Genomic DNA, 18,150 nt, shown 5'->3' on the forward strand with positions numbered 1-18,150 from the left:
CCCCGCATTACACCAGGAATGGCAAAGACAGAAGACAAGTATTTCTGGCAGGTCGGACATCCGCCGCCGCTTCTTGACCAGCACAGCGCCGTTAAGCACGCGATTGTCGAGGAGTATGTTCAGCAATACATCGAAACCCTGATGAGTTTGCCGACCATGCCCAAACTAACTTTGACGTTGGTCGACGGGTTTGCCGGCGGTGGGGAATACCTCAACGAACAGGCCAAATCAGTTGATGGCACGCCTCTGCTCATGATGCGGGGGGCGCACCTGGCGCGAGCCGCCCTCAATGTCGGTCGGCGCACGCTGCGCGAAGTGGACACTGAGTTTTTCTTCGTGGAAAAAAAGAGGGAATCTGCAGAGTTTCTGTGTCAGCACTTGGAAAGGCGGCGAGCGGAGGGTGCCATCGCGCAACAGGACTTCGAGCGGTCGAAAGTGCTGAACGGTGGATTTCTCGGCGAGCTGCCGAGAATCGTCGAGCGCATCAAAGCACGCCGAGGCGGAGGCCGGGCGATTTTTCTGCTCGACCAGTACAGCTACAACGCCGTTCCGATGGACAAGCTTCGGTGGCTGATGACCGAACTGCCGAACGCAGAAGTCATCATGACTTTCAACGTCGACTCGCTCCTCACTTACATCAGCGACAGAGAGGCAAATCGGAAGGCTGTGCGCGGCATCGGGATTGAGCAGTACATCCCGTGGGAACAACTGGGGCAAATTAAGGCAGAGTCTGGACGAGTGGCGCTCCAACGTTACGTCGCGCATGGCATCAAAGCCGAAACAGGTGCACCGTACATGACGCTGTTCTTTGTTCGGCCCGACTCGGCCAATCCGTGGAGCTACTGGCTCGTGCACTTGTCGCAGCAATACAAGGCCCACGACGTAATGAAGTCGCTGCACTGGGCGCACTCGAGCGAGTTCGGGCACGAGCTTGAGCCGGGACTCTTCATGCTGGGCTACGACCCGAAACGGGACGAGCAATATACCGGTCAGTCTATCCTCTTCGATGCTGGTGGGGCAGAGCTCTGCATCGAGACATTGAAGGAAGACCTCGGCCGCGTTCTGTCAGGCCGGCAGCAGCCGCTCACCGTTCGGCAACTGCTCACCGACCACATTTCCAACACTATCGCAGACGAAACTCGGCTGCAAATGGTTATCCAGGGCTTGCACGCCTCAGGAAGTATTGTGGTGTCGAATAAAGACGACAGAGTGCGACGGCCGTCAAAGCACTACAAGCCCTCCGACATCGTCGAATACTCACCGCAGCGAAACTTCTTCACGTAAGCCGCACGTGGTCGGGCATATCGTCCCAGGTGCGTCCTTCGAGGAGCCGCCCATTTGCGCCCTTGGAGCGACGTACGCCATCGCTGCCCCATGTACCCCACTGCTTGAAGAAGAACTTCACGCCTTGCTCCTCGCACTGGACCTTTACGTTCTGCACCCACTCTTCGAGCATCGGGCGCGCCTTCGCACCGGATTCTCCGCCGACGATGACCCAGTCGATGTTCTCGAGATTCAGTGTTCCGAGGTCCTCAAGCAGCGGCTCGACGGACAGAAAGCGCACACCGCCTTGCACCGCGCGCAGCTCATCGATGCGAGGTACCCCATACCGGCGGTCCTCCACGGTCACACCGAGCCAGGCGTTTGCCGGAATATCACGACGGCTGCAGTAGCTCGCGAGGCGCTCAGCGCGCTTCGTGAGAATCTGGAACGTGTGCTGAGGGCACGCCCGAATCGCGTCGAATACCTGCGTGATGTAGGCATCAGGAACCGAGCGGTGGAACAAGTCGGACATCGAATTGACGAAATACACTGTCGGACTCTTGCGCTTCAACGGCTCGTCCAAGCGACTCGGCAGAATGGTCAGTTTGAAGCCGTTCTCATAGCCCGGGGTGCCCATGGCGTGCAGACGCCTTGCCATGCCTTCGGCGTAGCAGTTCTTGCAGCCCTTGGAGATTTTCGTGCAACCCACGGTTGGGTTCCACGTGCGTTCCGTCCACTCAATCTTGCTTTGCCCACCGCTCATTGTTCGACCTCTCAATTAGGTTGCGATTTTATCGGGCTTCCTGCGGCTACTACGAAATAGCCATACTTTCGTCATGTGGTCGCGACTTTCTCGATGCTGATATGAGACAAACGAGAGAAAGAACCAAGCGTCTCGGTCAAGGGCTACGGAAGTATAGGAGATTGTGCTGTATATTCATACAGCATATAGATAAATGCGATGCTGGGGGAAGCCGAATAGGCGCGCGCTATGTGTCGGGTTGGCGCGGGCAGCCGGGGGAACGAGTGTGTGGTGGGAACTTGGGGGCTGTGGCGCCGTGGTCGCAAAATAGCCGCCCCACGTCTCACTGGACATGTCCTGGCGATATTTGAGCCTTCACGAAGGAGCGGATTATTTCGGCCCCTTCGACGGCGGAGACAATCGAGGTATCCATCCTCGATGACAAGGACCGGCCTTACTACGAGCAGAAGCTTGCGGCGTGACGTCATAGCGATTTCGCTCGGCTGCTGGCATAAACTACCAGTTTTCCTCTTGTTTCATACGTAGAAATGAACCCTGACGACATTCGAGCAAGCATTCTTGATGGAACAATTAGAGCGATTTCTGTAGACACTTGTATCTTTGACGCTTCTGGATTGCGTCTCGAACATGGACAACTGAAACAGCTGGAGAGTCTGGCCGCATCCGGGTTTCGATTGGTTTTCTCTGAAATGACCCTGAAGGAGCTTCGCAAGCATCTGGCAAAGAAGACTGAAGAGGCGCGCTCCGCGCTACAGAAAGGACTCGCAGAATCAGTCAACTACTGGGCGCTCCCGGAGGAGAGGCGGCATCAGCTTTACGAAGAGATTGTTGGCAACGCGGACTTTAAGAGCAAAGCAGAAACTAGACTTACGGCGTTCCTTGAACGGTGCAAGGCCGAGCGTATAGGCGTCCGGGAAAATCTCGATGTCGACAAACTCATATCTTCATATTTTGAGCCGAAAGCACCCTTCGAATCTACTAAAGACAAGAAAAGCGAGTTCCCAGATGCGATTGTGCTTCTATCGCTAGAGTCATGGGCTACCAGGGAACAGACGTCAATCCTATTCGTCACGAAGGACCAAGGATGTCAAACGTACTGCGGGACTGCGGAGCGCCTTGCGGCAATCGACGACCTTGGTAATGCCCTAACGCTTGTTCAAGAGCGAAACGCCCATACGCGTCAGCTAACGGACTTGGTTGCTCATCGCATCGGGCAAGGCTTGTATCAGAATTTCGTTGCGGAACTTACCGAGCATATTTCGGAAAACATCCAATACTTCAACCTTATTCCCGAGGCATCCTCGGCTTTCTATTTCGATGCTGAGATTGAGGGCGAGTGCGTAAATGCGGCGAGTCTTGAAGTGGCAGAGGGAATTCCGGTTCTTAAGCCGATTGGTTATGTCGACGATGTTCTAACGGTACAAGGCAACGTTAAAGTCGACCTTGATGTAGATGGCGTCTTCTCATTTTCTGTGAGAGACGGTATCGACAGAGACATGGTGCGCATCGGTAACGGCCGTGCTGAGACCAACCTTAGCGTGAACGTCGAGGTGTTATATACCTTCGAAGATTTCGAACACGGCGAGCCGGAACTCGTCCAAATCGAAGTCGTTCCGACGACAATAGAGGTTGACTTCGGAGAGGTTGGCCCAGATTACGACTCCTGACCCGGGACTAGATTTATACGCTACTGGAAGATTCGCCCGGGCTCGCCTCGCGAGCGCCGGTAGCATCGGTAGCCATTCCATGCGCGCCACCTATCGGATTCCGTGCCGGGCGAGCAGTCGGTCGAAAAAATCGGCAACGCGGCGCTGCGCGTCGGGACCGACCTGCGGTTTCTCTCCAAGGGCCACGTCACGGAATTCGTATCCGCCGAAGCGATATACCTCGTAGCCCATCAACCGAAGCCGCCGGTCTTCCATTGCCATCTCGGCATAGAGTTGTGCGTTCGCGATGTAGCGCTCGGGAGCGCTCGGGTCTCTCACCGCGTAGTGATGGCGCCCATCTATCTCAATAACAATGCGGACGCCTTGCTCAAGCATGAGAAGGAAGTCCATGCGCTGCCGCGCCAAGAATTTCTCATCGCCTCGCTCACGGCGCGTGTACGGGTCGTAGTGCAGGTAGACCTGCGGAATCAGAGCCGGCAGTCGCTCGTCGAGAAGTTTGCTGAAGCGTTTGTAGTAGCCGTGAAAAATCGCGTACTCGCCGGCCGAGTTGGTGCCGATGACGGAATCGCGCAAACGCGCGTACAAAATCCTCGAGCCTTCAGTTTTGTCTACGCCATGAATGTCGGCGTACCAGTCACGGAGGTCGCTCCACAGCAGCATGCCCGAGCTGGGAAGCGGCCGGTCGTAGACGAGCACCTTGTCTGCATGCTTTGTGATTTCGACGTCATTGTTCAGTGCGTCGCGAAACACGAGCTCCGGTTTCTCGCCTGTCGATGCGAAAATCAGATTCTTCATCGTCCCGGCGACGCCAGCCTGAATGCGGACGACGCCGTAAATCGCATATCCCGATTCCACGGCAGTTTGCTTCAGAGTGAAGCCGTCTCGTTTCAACGCGTCTCTGATGGCACTGACTAGCTCAGCCTGTTCGACATCACGACGGGTCATCGGATGGACAAGCTTTTCGAGTAAAGAGAAGAAGCGAAACTGAGAGCACGTCAACGCACCGCACTCAATGAGCATCTCCTCACTGGTCCAGTCAGGGTTGCGAAGATAGTGCTGGTCTATCTGAGCCTCCAAGCTGGAGTTATCCAGCCACAACGACCCACCTTCGCGTAGCGCCGCAGCGCCAAAAACTTCCGCCAGGCTTTCCAGGACCGGAGCATCCCCGAACAGCGTATCAAACCGATTCAGAACTTTGAGGACGTCGCCGCGAACAAGCTTGCTCACGCGGTGCTGACTATGCACCGTCAACTCGACGAGCGCTTCCATCAAGCTCTCATCCGGATATTTGAGGAGCACCTTGCGCGCGAGCTCGACGAGCGCGTCTTCGCTCAAATCGGAGATTCTCGTGCTGACGTATGACCTTTTGCTGGCGTGCGCCTCTGTTTCGTCGCCGGGTCCAACGGACGGCTGAATTCCCAGCTGCGTGCACACGCGTGGAAGGTTGTACGATTTGACTTCGTGCAGAACAGCTGGAATCAGCGTCCTTATCGTCTCGAAGGAAACTGCCGGGAGCTTGATGCTCGAACCGACCATGAAAGATGCCTCCTGGTTTCGCACTTGCTCATCGCCTCACTCGAGGCCTACGCAAATGCGTGCCTCGATTCTGCAACAATAACAGGCGGCGAGACAGCGGGGACGCTGGCCATTGCGTCGGCCGCAGGTATCGCATCCCATGGCGAGCAGCGCGCCGGCCGCGCGTCGACAGGCGCCTGCCCAACGCGCAACGCTCAGTCTCAGCTCCCAAGCTTAGATGCGGCGAGAGGCTTGGCAGCCTTTCAATCTCAAGCTGAATATTCGATTACGACGAGACCACGTTCACGTAATTCAGCTACCACCAATGGTGATAGTTGCTGTATCAGCGACGCTGGTTGCTGCAAGAACCAGCCCCGAACCTGGTCCGAGCTCAACGACGAATCCGTAATCAGCGACGCCATTGCCGCAGCTGTGATACGTGACAAACCAAACTCGACCAGCGAACGACCGGTACGCGTCGACACTCCCAGTTCAAGAGCCAACGAGAAGTCGTAGACCTGGGTAACCATTTCATCGAGCCCCTCTTGGGCAAGAGCGTACTTCAGCAGGTCGACGTAGGCCTTCGCCCACTGGACAAGTTTGAATCGAATTGTTTGCTCGATAAGCGTGAACATGTCGCGGATGGCGCCATCGATAGCCGCCTGCGTGAGCGGCCGTTTGTTCGTTTGCTGCGCAACCGTCTTCTTATACTTCACAGCTTCAGCGACCAATTGCGTCAGCGGTTCGCCTCGCATCCACTTCAAGGCCGTAACGGTCACGTGGCTAACGTAGCCGCGCTGTCTTCTCCCTTCTTCTCCGGAAAGGTTCATGCCTCCCAGATACTTGTAGAGCCTGCGGATGATTGAGTTGTACACCGTGTACGAGTCGCCCGAAGGATTCGAAGGCATCAGTTTCGAGAAGTCGCGATGGCGCACGAGTTCACGAATCCGCTGCAGAAGGCCTGCGAGCGCGACTGGGTCGAGCATCCAGCTCGTAGTCAAAACCGAAGCCGGTAGCTCAAGACTCGCAAGCGCCTGCTCGGCCAGCTCAGTGAGGGTGTCTTTTTGCTCGGTAGTCAGCGAGAGACCGCGGCGACCCAGTAAACCGTCTAATGTCTTCTGTGACGAACGAAACAGGATGAGACCTGCAGCTGCGGTAATCCGGTCCCCAGACGCGCGGTCGCGCTCAAGTATGGGAGCCTTGTCGACGGCTGCCTGGAGTAGCTCAACTACCGCATCAAAATCCCCCTCGACTGTCTGCTTGAACGCTGCCTGCATTGCGAACGGCTTGCGCTCGGTCAGTGGCTTCGTTTCCCAGTTCTCGTAGTTTACGAGAAACACGTTGCCTACTACTTCCTCGCCAAGACGGCCGGCACGACCGGCGAAGTTCCAGAGCGAAGCTTCATCGAGCGCCGCGCCCTTACCGCGAGTCGGTGTATCAATGAAGACGTTTCGCGCAGGGAGATTCACTCCCTGAAACAGGGTTGTCGTGCAGCAGAGGTAATCCAACTCACCGCGCTTGAACGCCGCCTCAATCCCCTCACGCAAGAGGCTAGGCATGTTCCCATAGTGGAATGCGACGCCTTGCCGAACGTAAGTCGCAAGGGAGTATTGCTTGTGGATATGTTGCTCGATGAATTTCGCTAGGTCCGATAACCCCTTCGAGGTTCCGGGTTGGCGATTGAGTGCGAGCAGTGCCGTCAAATCTTCCGCGTTCTTTGCTCCGGTGGCGTAAACCAAGGACCGGCCAGAGGCACCCAGCTCAAGCGCGACCGCTGCGAGCTTCGTATCGTCGCCTAACGCAAACCCCCGCCGGAAGTGGTACGTTCCAATTGGCTCAAACCTCTTCGGCGTGACCAGGTCGAGACGCACTACGTGCTCGTCCAGGTCCGAAAATCCGACGCTGATACGGTTCTGCACCACCGGCGAAAGAGTGGTTTCCTTCACGTTGATGTCGGGCAGCCCGATGCTGTCGCCAATGAGCTGCAGGCCGGATGCCCCCGGCGCCAAAAACAGGAAGCGTGCAGCGGGATTCGACTCGCGCAATTTCTCAAGCGTGTCCTGCAAAATCATGCCGCGGCTGTCATCACCGAGGGACTGTGCCTCGTCGGAAATGACAAGGTCAATGAGACCGGAAACGGCCACCGTCGACAGAAGAAACTGCGCTCTTTCCTGCGTGAGCACGTAAATCTGCTTCGGCCGGCTCTCTGGGTCGGGCACCGGAATGGTCGTGATTCGGATGGAATCGGAAATGCTCGACAGGCGCTTTTCCAGTTTGCCGTGTATTTCGGTCAGTAACGCTCGTGTCGGTGCAATATAGATTGCGCCAAACCGCTCGGCAGCAATCGCGCGCTCGGACAGGTGCTCGAGCACGACGAAAGACTTTCCAGACGAGGTCGGCGCGGAGACAGCTGTAGCAGCGGACGAGTCCAAGCTTCGCCAGAGGTCGAGCTGGTACTCCGTTAGCGGGACCCGCGCGCCGGCCATGTCGACTGTGTTGAGCTCTCGAAGCAATCCACTGCGCATGTGGGTTTCGAAGCCGAGGTCGACAGGATGCTCGCGCTCCAGCTTACGGAGACCGGGGAAGTTGCCGAGGTCGGAAAGAATGCGGATGCTTGCTTCGCGAACGATGTCATCGCCCGAGGTCAAGCTGGCGAACACTGCAATCTGCTGAGCCAGCTCCTTACTCTCTTCGTCAGTTGCGGATGCGAACACACTCGCGGTATTGAGCAGGCGCGCCAGGGCCTTTTCGGCAAGAACGGGCCCTTCAACCCGAACCTGTTGATTTTCCTGTAGGACCGTCGACCGGATGCCGACCGCACGAAGTTCGGCAAGGTCGCTCCAGAAGCCCGGCTCCTGCCGGATTTCAATCGCAACTTCGGTGGCGAATGTGCTCATGTGTTCAACTCGGCGAAGATTCGCTTGAATTCATTTACATCAGGTATAGCGACCAAAAAAACGATGCAGCCGCCAAGGTCAACGCCTTTCGCGTCGGCTTGCTTTTTCAGGTTCTTGCTGAACGCCTTGTGTTTGGCTGCATACAGCTTCTCCAGATGTTGCTCATGAATCTCTGGCGGCTTTTTCAGGTCGCGAGGCAGCTTTTTCTCGAAGGCGCTTTCGCTGAACACGAGACTGCCGACGTGGATGTCGCGACGTCGGAGATGGCTGCCGTCACCAGTGTAGGAGTTAAAGAACGACTTTGCCGCCTCGCGTGCATCTCCCTCTAAGGAGTCCAGGTTGGACAAGTCGCTAACCAGTCGAAGTTCGTTCAGCATCCGCCCGCGGTCTGCCTGATGCTCCGCGATGGAATCGACCATTTCCCGGGACGCATCGGTTGCGCTCGGGATTAGCTTGGACTCCAGGAGGTAGAAGAGAACGGACCCGTCGTCCGCCTGGCTACCATGCAATCCATCCACCCCATGCACCGGCATTTCGGAAGACGTCTTGAGTGCCATCTTGGCGCCGAGTTGCGCAGCGCCGAGGTATCGCACCGCGACAACGTAGGCAATGAGCTCGCCAACTTCGCCGTAGCGTCCGGGGTGCTTCTGGTTGTACATGACCAGGAGTCGTTTGGCCTCACGGCGAAGCCGCGATACCGCTGCCATATCGCCGCCCGTCGCCGAGTTGCTACTCTGGGCGAAGGCCTCTCTCCGTTTGCGAAGGGGGATGACGTAATTGACGAGCTGGTCAACGAGCAACTCCGCAAGCGCATCGACTTGCGGAATGTGCTCCTGCATCCGAACGAAAAGAAGTCGTGGATGTTCAAGCGGCGGCGTTGCTGTCACTTCCTTCAGGACGTTGTCGACGCCATGAATCGGGTCCAGCAACGCGGCAAAGCTATTATTTGCCTTCGTCATTTGCGTTCCCCGGTTCGCTACTACGACCTTCAGTCGTTCTAGTCAGCACTATAGTTTCTCCGCCAATCACCATAGGGCGATGGCCCTGGCGCCCAATATATTACGTGCTATTTTAATGGTTTTGTTAAGTAAACGAATGAACAGTCGAGCGGGCCGTACATCGTAAGCAAGCGCACCCTCGCGTCTATCGAATGGTGCTTGTCACAACCGACTGCGCTAACGCGAGCAACCTAGCTCCAAGGTCATCGACGTATATATCCTCTCCTTCCAATTGGACCATGAATTTTGCGCGGCTACGGTCGAAAACCTGCGATTAAACTAACTCCATCGTCATCTCGCGCTCATGCTCGATTGCCGATATCAGTTCCAGCAAGCAGACGTTCGGTGACGTCGACGTACGATGTCACCTCGTACAGTTCGCACCACCTCGTCCAGACGTATTCGACGTTCAATGACGAGCCATGCCTGCCGACCAGCTCATAAATTCGGCCCGTTTGAGTCGTACCCTGCAGGGTGACGGGGTCGAACGTAACTATCGATGAACTGACGCGCCCCGATAAGTCGAACATATTCAAACCGACAAAATACCGGCTGCCATCCTGAATTTCGAGTATGCGCCACCGGGATAACGGAATCCTCGGCAGTTCGGAAGCAGGGCGTGGTTTCCAAATGGGCATCGCAGACTCCTGGTGGTGGAAAATCGTTCCGTTGAGTCTCGTAGACCTAGCGGAACAATTTGTAGGCCCCTGCCATGTTCTGACCGGCACATGCGTTACACCCGAGTTGAAGGAGTTGATTCGATTGGCCGCCGAGAGAGAGCACAGGACGATTCCCGCTAATGCTGCTCCATGTACATCATGAGGTCCTGCATCGAAGTTGCCGGGCTCAGGTGTTCGTGGCGCTCGTAGCGCGCTATCGCCGCAACCGTGCGAGGTCCAATGTTTCCATCCGCTTGCCCACGCAGGTATCCACGGGTAATCAATTGTCGTTGGACCGCGCGACGGACATCGGTTTCGCTTAACGTTGCAGTCGCCACTCCAGCCGGGGCCGATGTCGCGAACTTTGCGAGAAGAACGTGCGCTCGTGAATCCGTAGTGGTATGCGTCATCGCATATGAAATCGCTGGAGCCGCTGCTTCGCGCACCGTTGGCACCCAGTGCATAGCGCCTGCAGCGCCGTACAGCGCGCCACCAAAGGCCGCAATAGCCGAGAACAGGCACGCTCCTTTCAATGGCGCCCAGTTGCGCCCGCGCTGGCGGTACTCCATTGGCACCTTGCGCCGCAGAAGAGAGCTTGTCGCGGCGCTGAGCATCCAGCCCAACGGCGACACCAGTATCATGGTCAGCACTGAAATGCTGACAGCGAATGTCAGAGGTAGCAGAGCGCTCCACGGATTCGCTATCGAAAAGTTTGCGAAGTTGTTGGCCGTAACGACGAAACCAGCGACCGCCGGGAACGCAGCAACAAGAGCCCAAGCCGCCGGCGAATTTGGCGGCGAAATCTTGTCAAGTACGTGGAGGAACGCTCCACCAATCGACTCCGCTGCCTCCTTCGTGATGAAACCCTCTGCCGCGCGAGTGACCGCATGCTCGGGATTCGCTCGGGCCTGCTTGTCGAGCTTCGCCAGTGCGCGCATCGAGCGGTCCAGGACCGGCAATTCACATAGTGACGAGAAGAGCTTCTTGGCTTGCCGCCGGACCTTCGAGCGTCCCCGCTTACTATTGCTCAATGACGCAATTCGCTCTAACTCGGCACGCAGCAGCTGGTCAAACACCGGAGGCGTCACGATAGGGACGAGGTTGCTGCCGACAGCGGCTACTTTGTACGGCTTCTGCACAACGGTGAGGCTGAGTTCGACAACGTCGGCGGTGCCTTCATAGCACGCGACCCAGTTGTCATTGTCGTTGTACTCCGTACCGGTCAGTTCGAGCGGGACCAATCTCCGGGCACCGGTTGGTCCTCCTCGTTCAAGGGCTCGCACAAGCGCATCGGCAGCCAGTCCGCGGTGGGGCGGCACGTGCCATGACGGACGTGCCAACGCTTGAACACGAGCAACGTCGGTGAAGAATCCATGTCCCGCGCATGCACCGCATGTCTGCTTACCTGAGCCGCCGCAACGCGCGCAAACAACACGTCCACTGCCAATACAGAAGCCGCAGGTCTCGCGAACTGTTTGCGTGTAAGTCTCGTTACGGTTGCCGTTCCATCGGGTATGCGTGACCGTTCTATTCTTCGAGCCGATACCGCCGCAGCTGGAACAGCTGTTCCGTCCTCTGCCCGAGCAGCCTCCACACGGCACTCTGCCGCTACCGCTGCAACTCCCGCATTGTCGAAACACGGAGTAAGAGCCGAAATCGTGAACAGGATGGACTGCTGCCGATAACTCGAGTCCGTTCGCGCCGGCGACATCGATGCGCTGCATGAACGGAACGCGAATGTCGCGGTTGCGTACGGCCTTCTCGCACAACATCCGCAGGTGATTCTGGAAGTCGGCGGAGTTATAACCGAAGTGTGCGCCGGATATTGCGGCATTACCTTTCGACGTAGTCGTCGTGACGTCGTGCTCGAATCGCCAAACAACGAACGCAGTCGCGAGATAGCGCGCAGTCGACTCGTCCGTGGGTACTACGTCTTCTTCTCGAGCATGATTGCCGACAAAGAGATGCCGGAGATTTTTCAGTAGGCCGCGCCCTTGATGACTCAGTTCCACGTCGTTTGTTCCTGGTCCGCTATTGCTGCTACCCAACTCGGCAGCATTCCATTCTGGCGTATCGGCAAATCCGACAGCAACTTGAGCGGCCGACGTACGTCTTCAGTAGCGCCAGCCACGAGAACTTACGCTTTGCGTTCGAATTCCCAGAGAGCGGACTGCATACGGTAAGCACCGGTCTTGTCAGGCGCGAACACCTCGGGCATGCGCTCGCCCTGCTGAACCAGCACGCCCGGAACGTGATGGCCCAGCGCCTTCCAGATGCCGGTTTCCGGGCAGACTTGACCGGTTCGTACCGTCTGGGGGCCCGCGCCGATATCCGATGATTTTGCAGGCTCCTCGTAGCCTCTCTGGCCGGTCTCGGCATTCTCGAGGCGCCTACCACCTACGATGAATCGTTGCCGTCTCTAGTGCGAACCGGTGCCCCATTGCGCAACATTGCGCCCTGCATCTCCTGCCACGGCGGGGGACCAGAAGCTTGCCGCACCCTGGCTCGAAGGAATACCGAAGGCGTATCTCGTCACTCAGTTGAAGGCTTTCGCGTCCGGCGCGCGGCGTAACGACTCGGAAGCGCAGATGCGGAACATGGCGCGCCCGATGACAGAAAGCGAAATCGACGCTGTGGCGACGTTTTACGCGCGCAAGGCGCAACCGGGCACCCAGTAACGGCTCGAAGTTTGGGGCGCTTGTTCCGTCACATGGTCGTCGCGTCGAGCGAGCGCATCCTCGCTTCAGCAGGCGAGCTTGCATACGGGGCAGCCACGTCGCCGGACATTCATCAATGTTGAGGGGCGTCCCAGACTCCTGGCAATGCAGCGGCCGAAACTTCGAGGTCGATGTCGAGCGGATAGTGCCTGAGCAGGCGCATCGCCATCGTTTGAACGAGACCTCGGACGGTTATCTCGTCGGCAGAAGCGAGTATCAGCAAGAACTCTCGCGTGTCCACAACGGCTTTCGTGCGCTCACGTGGCGTCGTCATCAGTAGCACCGTCAAGCAGACGTTTGGTGACGTCGGTGTATGACGTGACCTCGTTCAGTTCACACCATCTCTTCCAGACGTACTCGGCATTCAATGACGAACCGTTCTTGCCGACCAACTCATAGATGCGTCCACTCCGGGTTGTACCCTGCATAGTTGCCGGGTCGAACCGCACTATCGCAGAACTGACACGCCCCGACGAATCCAGCATGTCCACACCGACAAAATGCCGGCTCCCATTCTGCGTCTCGAATATGGACCATCGAGACAGCGGAATCCTCGGCTGTTCGGCGGAGGAGGGTAGCTTCCAGATGGGCATTGCGGCCTCCTGCTGGTGAGGAGATTCATACCGTTCCAGACGTGCCGCGTCGAATTACGGACAACATCCATGAAGCGAGCATGCTCTGGCGAGCGCGCATACATCTCCGATTGGAACGACCTAGCATCCCTGCGTTGCCGGAATCCATGCGCTTGCCGCTCCCAGGCGGAATGTAGCAAAAAGACCGTATGCGCAGACGCGGGTCTTGGTGCCAAACGCTAGATGCCGTGGCAGTAACGCGACGTCCCAAGATTGGGTGGTTCCGGCGAGCCGACGAGTCTTGCCGACACCAAGATTGCGCTCAACGAATCGGAACAAATGTATCGATGCGTTCAGTCTAGTGCACCGATTGAAGAACGCAAGGACTCAGCTACTCGGGCTTTTGCGGGCGGCCGCCCATATCAACTGCGGCAGCGAGGTCTGCGAAGTCGATGTAGCTGTGTAGGCTGCAACTTCCCAGCACGACCGCGCACTGGAGAAAGAGCGAGAGTGGAATCGTCCCCGTCGAGAACTGGGACGCGAGCAGCTCCTCGGTTGTGGCAACTCCGATATCCCCGAGAAGGGCGACGAGCCGGTCCGGCGTAACCCATGGCCGTTGCCCCAATTCCGCCATAATCACTGCCTGCGCTCGCTCCTCCCACGTCCCGCGCAGAGCCAACGGTCCGAGCCAAAGGCGTGGAGCAAGGGCTTCCGTTACATGAATGATTTGTAGCAGAAGAGTGAGCTTTGCCGTACCGCGAGCGAGGCGCGAGATAAGTGCGCGTTCTGTTTCGCGGACCCCTATGGCGGTTAGCTCCTCGGCCAATCCGGCATAGGTCAGTCCTTTTCGCTCAAGCGCGACCCGGATGACGCGGGAGGCTAGTCCTCCCCACACCGCATCTTCCTCGCTTACAAGAGTCCTTGTCATCTTTGTAGAATCGACTATCTTTGTAGATACAAATGTATCGGCATTGAACTCCGTCCACTCTTGGAACAGTGTTTCCGATAACACGGCGCGCCAGGAAGGCGCGCGCTGCGCGCACCCGTCGACTTAGATTATCTAGATGGGAAGCGGCAGCGTCTACAGTCCGCGCACGAGCTGCGGTAGCTCAAATGCCGCGCTGCCCGCGAAATTCTCGCGTCGTTGGGCTCGGATGAATGCGGCATCGACACTTTGCCGGCAAGAAAAAGAAGGGAGATGCAGGCCGCCAGGGAATCCGGTGCGGCGCGGAGGACCAATGTCGCTGAGCGCGACAGACTTGCGGAAGATAGAGTGCTTCGGCTACTATCGCACCCTGTCATAATCTCGAGCTATCGGAAATCTGCCCCAGATAGTTAACAGTATATCGAGAAATGCAGAGTCCTGCAACTCAAACCAATGTCAGGCAATTTTGAGCGCATTGACGCCTTGATAGGAACCCGGTAGCGGAATACAGACCCCAAAAATAAAACGGCGTCCAAGGTTGGCCCCTTGAACGCCGTCTCACACGTGGTGCACCCCGAAAGGCACATCTACGCTCACTCACGCGCGTCAGATTGCCAGACGGAGCGCGCCTTGTCAAGTCACGCCCGTAACCGGGCGTTGAGAGGCAATTATGACGACACCCCGTTTGTCGCCGCGTATGCTTGCGCGCGACTTTTCCATCCGCTGCAACAGCAGCGGCACCGCAGCCCCGCGAACTGAAGCGTTGGGGCCGCAATCTACGTGCACTGTCCGCCGCAAGCCGGCGCAGCGACTTTCCCTCCGGTTGCGTGTGTGCTTCGGGCGGGTCGCGGTTCGTTCTTGCGCGTGCCAGCGAATGCCTGGCGCCGCCGCATGGTTTTCGCCAGCCGGTCAGGTGCCGTCATGCAACTGACCATCGATGACACGGGCGTCCTGAATAGCGCTCGACTTGCGGACATCCCAGACCAGTCCAATCCGTGCGCGCGGTTTGCCAGGGACGTGACCACGCTTGACGACGGTTACGACGCAATGGAGTGCATCCCCTCGGAGCGGCTGGGGGAGCGCGGTATCGGCGTAACCGATTTTCAGATTCCTACGTTCGAGCATGCCCGATTCGCAGTCGAACTTTTTGCCTCGGCTACCGAAAGCGCGACAGAGCGCAACTTGAACTCTGAAGAATTCAGACGCAAGACGGTCTCCGCGGCCATGTACATAAACCATTCGGCCGACCGGCATGGTCATGCATTGGAGGGTGCGCCAATTACCATCGCCAACGCTGGGCCGCGCGGCCATGTCGTCGTTATTCCAGCCGGGATGAGCCAGCAGGCGTTTCGAAAAGCCATCCAACGCATGTTTGGTACGGAATACGAAAAAATTGATATTGCGGTCCCGCAAGGTGGGACGATTCGATACACGCGGCTGCCATCTCTGACCGTGCCGTTCCCGGAAAACGGCGCGCCGCGCTCGTTTGGAAAGCTCTTCCTCCGCTACTTCGACGACGCTATGAAGATGACTCATTCAGCGCGTCTTCGCGGCCCATTTCATCGCGGGGAAGAGGAGGTCGGGCCGGCCTTGCAGGCCTATGCGATTGCAGCAAACATCGGCGTACTGATTGTGGAGCAAATCAATACGCGCAACGCAAGCACGAAGCTGGCCAAAAGCTTGTGGGCAATCTTGGCGCGTTTCACCGCAGACACCGGGATTCCGATTGTTTGCCTTGTAACGCCCGGGGCGGCTGCGGCACTCTCCGAGCAGAGCACCGCTGCTGCGCTCCTCGCCGGGAATACCTGGTACAACATTGCGTCCGCAGAACCGCACTCCGCCCAGTGGTCCCTGACGTGCGAGTATCTCTACACGACGTATCTGACGAGCTGTATGGGTTTTGGCGAACCGGAATGGTTCGCTGAAACGATGTGGTGGCTGACTTGCGGACTCAGCGAGCTTGCGGTCAAGGCGTGCCTTCATATCGTCAGTGTTAGCCGGAAAGAGGATTTCAGGCGACCTGGCAAGGACGAATTTGTGAAGTTGGCAAAAAATGCCCTTGCTCTTGAATGGCCACATCTGCGTGCAATCAGGAAACTGCGCGAAGGAGGCTCATTCACTTCAGCCAGCATTCGTCGTCACGGTGACTGGCTTCCTGTCGAACCGATGATGCAGTCGGTGCCGGGACTGGACGAGACGAATCCTGCATTCCGAATCACCGAGGTGTCGACGCCGGGGGCCAACCATGCTTAGCACCTATGTCTCCGCTACCGCCGGTGAAACAGCAACGAGTCTACTCGAGGCCGCTGCTTTTGCTACTGGCTCTGCAGCGGCTCGCCATCTTTCTGCGCGTTGCTATCGTCGTTGCGCACCACTAGTCGGGACCCTGCCGTCGCGGGCGAAGGCGTTCTGTGACGCAACGGAACAAGCATACGGCACACCCGAAGAAGTCGTGTCAAAGTTTTCGCTCGCCCCTTTGTATTCCCGGGGAATGAATCCGCTAATGCAACAGAAGCTAGTCGCCCAGTTGGTGGATGGCCCGCATTCCCGAACTTGCTGTCCTCGGCTGCGACCCTTCATCCAATGCGGAAATCGCCACGGCCTGCAGTGTCCCGAATGCGCGATGCTGGCCACCAAGATGCATGGGCGTCGGATTTCTTATTGCATGCACTGCATTGATTTCGTTAGTCGCTGTCCGATTCATGGCTGCAAGCTGGTCAGTGACGACGATTGCAGTTCCCTCGAAGAGAGGCTCGCGTTCAACGCCGGCGTCAATGCGGCGCGCAATGCATCTCGCTACGCACAGTTGGCTCATGCTATGGCGCAGGGTTGTTCATCGGAGTACACCCGGGAAAGTGTACGTCGGCGACTACGCGAGAAACAGTACCTCTCCGAATCCGGAAGGTGTCGACTGGATGCGCTACGAAGCGCATTCGCCGGGGCGTTTTCGGACGGCTTCGAAGACATTCGTCTTAACGAACTGTTGGCGAATACGGATGTTGCAGCGACCAGTGCTTATCTGTTGAACCGCGAGGCGAGAGCCATACATCCGGTCTTTTTGATACTCCTTGAGTGGCTGTCGGTGGAGTTGGACACACTGCCTATCAGGTCGCATGCAATAAGCCCTGATGTAGGCAACGCAGAACCTGCTATGGATACACGTGACGCAAAACGAACTGCGTGGTTGCGACATCAAATGCAGTGCGCAGGCATGGGGCGCAATGAGATTCGGCATCGGCAGCCAGCTCTTTGGGTCTGGTTATATCGATATGACCGTGATTGGCTCGTCAGCCATCAGGTCGCCCCTCGGCAACCCCGCGGTCGGAAGACCCGCGCCATGCCGTCGGCGCCGTTCGCACGCGCAATCGTTTCAGCTGAGCGTTCCGTGCACCGTGGCGCGATTGGCCGCGAGCCGCTTCCGTCGGCATACCAGATGCGTCTCGCCTATGGAATGAATCAATACCTGTTCGACCGTGCAACAGAAGTGTTCGATGGCGCTGGAAAAGCTGCGCAGTTGCCCGCACGTCGTGAGGTCTTCATCGCTCGCCGGCTAGCACGAGCCATTTCGGGGCTTGCGGCGAAGGGAATGGCCACTGATGTGGCGTCGGTCGCACGCGAAGCCAGATTGCGGATTTCAACCGTTGTCCGCTATCAACGCGAGGAGTCCGCTAGATATGCAAGCGAATGAAGCCCTCGCGTCCATGGTGATGACATCCATTGCCGATGGCGAGCACTTTCCCCTCTACTTCGCGCGACTTCGCAGCTTCGCTTGCGTTGACTTGACGCCAACTGCCCTGTTGTTCCCAAGCGGTATGCGCAAGCTTATCGACCAGTTTGGAGACCTGGTTGGACCGCTCGATAAGGTTCTCGGTGGCAACATGCTTTTGCCGTTATTCAATCGTGCATTGGCCCCCGACGACCAACACATTCTCAAAGCCCACTGTCTTGACGCGCCGAGACTGGGCTTACCGGCCTTAGTCGGGCTCAATGGGCCGCGTTCTGGCTGGGCGCGCGCGGCCGTCGCTTGCTGTCCGATGTGCATCAAGGATGATATCGCGCCGTGCGGCAATCCTTATTGGAGACGGGACCACCTGGTGCCTGGCGTTCTCTTCTGTGGTCGCCATCACCTGCCGTTGCACGTCCGGTGTGAGACGTGTAGCGACTTCAGGACCTA

At 57.6% G+C, this 18,150-nt stretch carries 13 protein-coding genes and 2 pseudogenes; 6 read left to right on the top strand and 9 right to left on the bottom strand.

The window, feature by feature from the left end:
* The first annotated feature begins 18 nt into the window (after positions 1 to 18).
* Positions 19 to 1,284 carry a three-Cys-motif partner protein TcmP gene (locus tag LGM42_RS12705; RefSeq protein ID WP_226232339.1) on the top strand — a complete coding sequence of 422 codons (1,266 nt, stop codon included), beginning with the start codon at positions 19 to 21 and terminating at the stop codon, positions 1,282 to 1,284.
* Here the strand turns inward: LGM42_RS12705 and LGM42_RS12710 are convergent.
* A complete protein-coding gene (locus LGM42_RS12710) occupies positions 1,277 to 2,026 on the bottom strand; it encodes a DUF5131 family protein (RefSeq protein WP_226232340.1) in 750 nt (249 codons plus the stop codon). The genes LGM42_RS12705 and LGM42_RS12710 overlap by 8 nt on opposite strands.
* Before the next feature lie 527 nt (positions 2,027 to 2,553).
* On the opposite strand from LGM42_RS12710, the gene LGM42_RS12715 reads away from it, so the two are divergent.
* Positions 2,554 to 3,693, top strand: coding sequence for a PIN domain-containing protein (locus tag LGM42_RS12715; RefSeq protein WP_226232341.1), 1,140 nt, complete (start codon positions 2,554 to 2,556; stop codon positions 3,691 to 3,693).
* 90 nt (positions 3,694 to 3,783) lie between these two features.
* Here LGM42_RS12715 and LGM42_RS12720 read toward each other — a convergent pair whose 3' ends face one another.
* The 5 genes from LGM42_RS12720 to LGM42_RS12740 form a co-directional block, all read right to left on the bottom strand.
* The gene (locus tag LGM42_RS12720; RefSeq protein WP_226232342.1) at positions 3,784 to 5,229 is read right to left on the bottom strand and encodes a hypothetical protein; all 1,446 of its coding nucleotides are present in this window, start codon (positions 5,227 to 5,229) and stop codon (positions 3,784 to 3,786) included.
* A 248-nt stretch (positions 5,230 to 5,477) separates the two neighbouring features.
* Positions 5,478 to 8,105 (bottom strand): DEAD/DEAH box helicase, encoded by a 2,628-nt coding sequence (locus tag LGM42_RS12725; RefSeq protein ID WP_226232343.1) that lies wholly within the window; start codon positions 8,103 to 8,105, stop codon positions 5,478 to 5,480.
* Positions 8,102 to 9,064 carry a DUF1837 domain-containing protein gene (locus LGM42_RS12730; protein ID WP_226232344.1) on the bottom strand — a complete coding sequence of 321 codons (963 nt, stop codon included), beginning with the start codon at positions 9,062 to 9,064 and terminating at the stop codon, positions 8,102 to 8,104. Before LGM42_RS12730 ends, LGM42_RS12725 begins: the two co-directional genes overlap by 4 nt.
* A gap of 341 nt (positions 9,065 to 9,405) precedes the next feature.
* Complete coding sequence (locus LGM42_RS12735; RefSeq protein ID WP_226232345.1) at positions 9,406 to 9,741, bottom strand: hypothetical protein; 336 nt, start codon at positions 9,739 to 9,741, stop codon at positions 9,406 to 9,408.
* 158 nt (positions 9,742 to 9,899) lie between these two features.
* On the bottom strand, positions 9,900 to 11,774 hold the full coding sequence (locus tag LGM42_RS12740) for a peptidoglycan-binding protein (protein ID WP_226232346.1): 1,875 nt from the start codon (positions 11,772 to 11,774) through the stop codon (positions 9,900 to 9,902).
* A 401-nt stretch (positions 11,775 to 12,175) separates the two neighbouring features.
* Between LGM42_RS12740 and LGM42_RS12745 the strand changes: the two are divergent.
* Positions 12,176 to 12,440: pseudogene (locus tag LGM42_RS12745) on the top strand (c-type cytochrome); the annotation flags it as partial.
* Between the two features lie 112 nt (positions 12,441 to 12,552).
* On the opposite strand, the gene LGM42_RS33215 reads toward LGM42_RS12745, so the two are convergent.
* From LGM42_RS33215 to LGM42_RS12755, 3 genes are all read right to left on the bottom strand, one after another.
* A complete protein-coding gene (locus LGM42_RS33215; protein ID WP_319001452.1) occupies positions 12,553 to 12,753 on the bottom strand; it encodes a BPSL0761 family protein in 201 nt (66 codons plus the stop codon).
* The gene (locus LGM42_RS12750) at positions 12,737 to 13,072 is read right to left on the bottom strand and encodes a hypothetical protein (RefSeq protein WP_226232347.1); all 336 of its coding nucleotides are present in this window, start codon (positions 13,070 to 13,072) and stop codon (positions 12,737 to 12,739) included. The genes LGM42_RS33215 and LGM42_RS12750 overlap by 17 nt, the downstream gene beginning before the upstream one ends.
* Positions 13,073 to 13,442: 370 nt before the next feature.
* Positions 13,443 to 13,979 (bottom strand): DUF6471 domain-containing protein, encoded by a 537-nt coding sequence (locus LGM42_RS12755; protein WP_226232348.1) that lies wholly within the window; start codon positions 13,977 to 13,979, stop codon positions 13,443 to 13,445.
* Between the two features lie 918 nt (positions 13,980 to 14,897).
* Between LGM42_RS12755 and LGM42_RS12760 the strand changes: the two genes are divergently transcribed.
* The 3 genes and pseudogenes from LGM42_RS12760 to LGM42_RS33345 all read left to right on the top strand — a co-directional run.
* Positions 14,898 to 16,229, top strand: coding sequence for a hypothetical protein (locus tag LGM42_RS12760; RefSeq protein ID WP_226232349.1), 1,332 nt, complete (start codon positions 14,898 to 14,900; stop codon positions 16,227 to 16,229).
* Between the two features lie 370 nt (positions 16,230 to 16,599).
* A complete protein-coding gene (locus LGM42_RS12765; RefSeq protein ID WP_226232350.1) occupies positions 16,600 to 17,664 on the top strand; it encodes a TnsD family Tn7-like transposition protein in 1,065 nt (354 codons plus the stop codon).
* Between the two features lie 190 nt (positions 17,665 to 17,854).
* Positions 17,855 to 18,100 (top strand): annotated as a pseudogene (locus LGM42_RS33345) (TniQ family protein); the annotation flags it as partial.
* Between the last annotated feature and the right edge of the window lie 50 nt (positions 18,101 to 18,150).

It is taken from the genome of Burkholderia sp. AU39826, assembly GCF_020419965.1.
GTDB classification, from domain to species: domain Bacteria; phylum Pseudomonadota; class Gammaproteobacteria; order Burkholderiales; family Burkholderiaceae; genus Burkholderia; species Burkholderia semiarida.